Source organism: Sphingopyxis sp. LARHCG72 (assembly GCF_052871675.1).
In genome coordinates this window covers 1-1,219 of the sequence record NZ_JBIXJU010000023.1, presented here as the reverse complement: position 1 = coordinate 1,219, position 1,219 = coordinate 1, and the positions used below count along the sequence as shown (strand labels likewise).

Annotated in this window: 1 pseudogene; it reads right to left on the bottom strand. The window is 66.4% G+C overall.

The window, feature by feature from the left end:
• Positions 1 to 1,219 (bottom strand): annotated as a pseudogene (locus tag ACIPPQ_RS21695) (hypothetical protein); the annotation flags it as partial.

Here is a 1,219-nt window from a genome sequence, read left to right as displayed (position 1 = left end):
CGGGCTCTCCGCCGATGCCCGATAGCCCAGCGCCGTATTATAATTGCTATCAATCACCGCCGCGAGCGGCGAAGTCGATTGCGCGGTCGAGGCATAGCCGATCGCGACGTCACCGCGGCCAGTGGCGCGGCTACCGAAGCCGACCGCTGTGGCGCTGTTACCCGCGATATTGGTGAGGCCGGCGCCGGCTCCGTTATCGGTGCCATTGCCACCCCCGCCGATCGCCACGCCATTTTGACCCGTTACCTGCGATCTTCCGCCAATGGCGATGCCGTTGCGGCTATCCACGGATGCGCTAACCGCGGCCTCATTGCCGATCGCGATGCCGCTTTCGGTGGCGACCGACGCCTTCGTGCCAACGGAAATCCCGTTGATCGGCGCTCGCGGATTTCCGGCCACCGTTGTAATCGTCGCTCCGGTACCGATAGCGACGCCGTTGGTCGCGCCCTCGCCGGTCGAAGCCCCGACACCCGCCGCCAGGCTATTGTTGCCCCGAGCCCCGTCATTATTATAATTGCCGCCCTTCGTGCCGGCATCGTTGACGCTGTAATAGCGCGTTGTCGCCGCCGCCTGCGCTTCGTTCAACTGAGCCAAATTCACCGCATCGGTCGGGGCCGATCCGGTCGCGACATTGGTGATCGCCTTGCCGCCCGCATTCACACCGGCCGCCGTCACGCTCGGGCCGCCGCTGATCGTCAGGCCGTTCGCGTCGAGCTTCGTGCCGCCCGTCGTCACGCTCGTGAAGGAGGGATTGTCGATCACCGCCACGCTCAGCTTGTTCGCCGCCGCATCATACACGACCTGCGTGTTCTTCCCGTCGGTGATCGTCAGCGTCTCGCCGGGCGCGATCTTGTCCGCCGCGCCGCCATTCGCCTGCACATTCCATCCCGTGCCGGCCAGCGTGTTCACCGCATCCAGCGCGCTGTTCACATCGCTATAGCCCGTCCCGCCAACGCTGAGGTTCGTCGCGACCTTCCCCGTCGCCGGGTCATAGCTCGACGTCCAGCCAAGCCCTATGGCCACGCTGCTCCCGAGATTGTTCACCGACGTGCCGACCGCGTAAAGCTGCGAGCCGTTCACCGCGTCGGTCGATGCCGCCGAGACCGGTCCCGCCGCCGTGCCGCCGTTGATCGTGTATGGACCCGTCGAGGCCGCCGTCGTCGTGCTGCCCGCGCCCAGCGCGACGCTGTTCGCTACGCTTGCAACGGCCCTGGAGCCA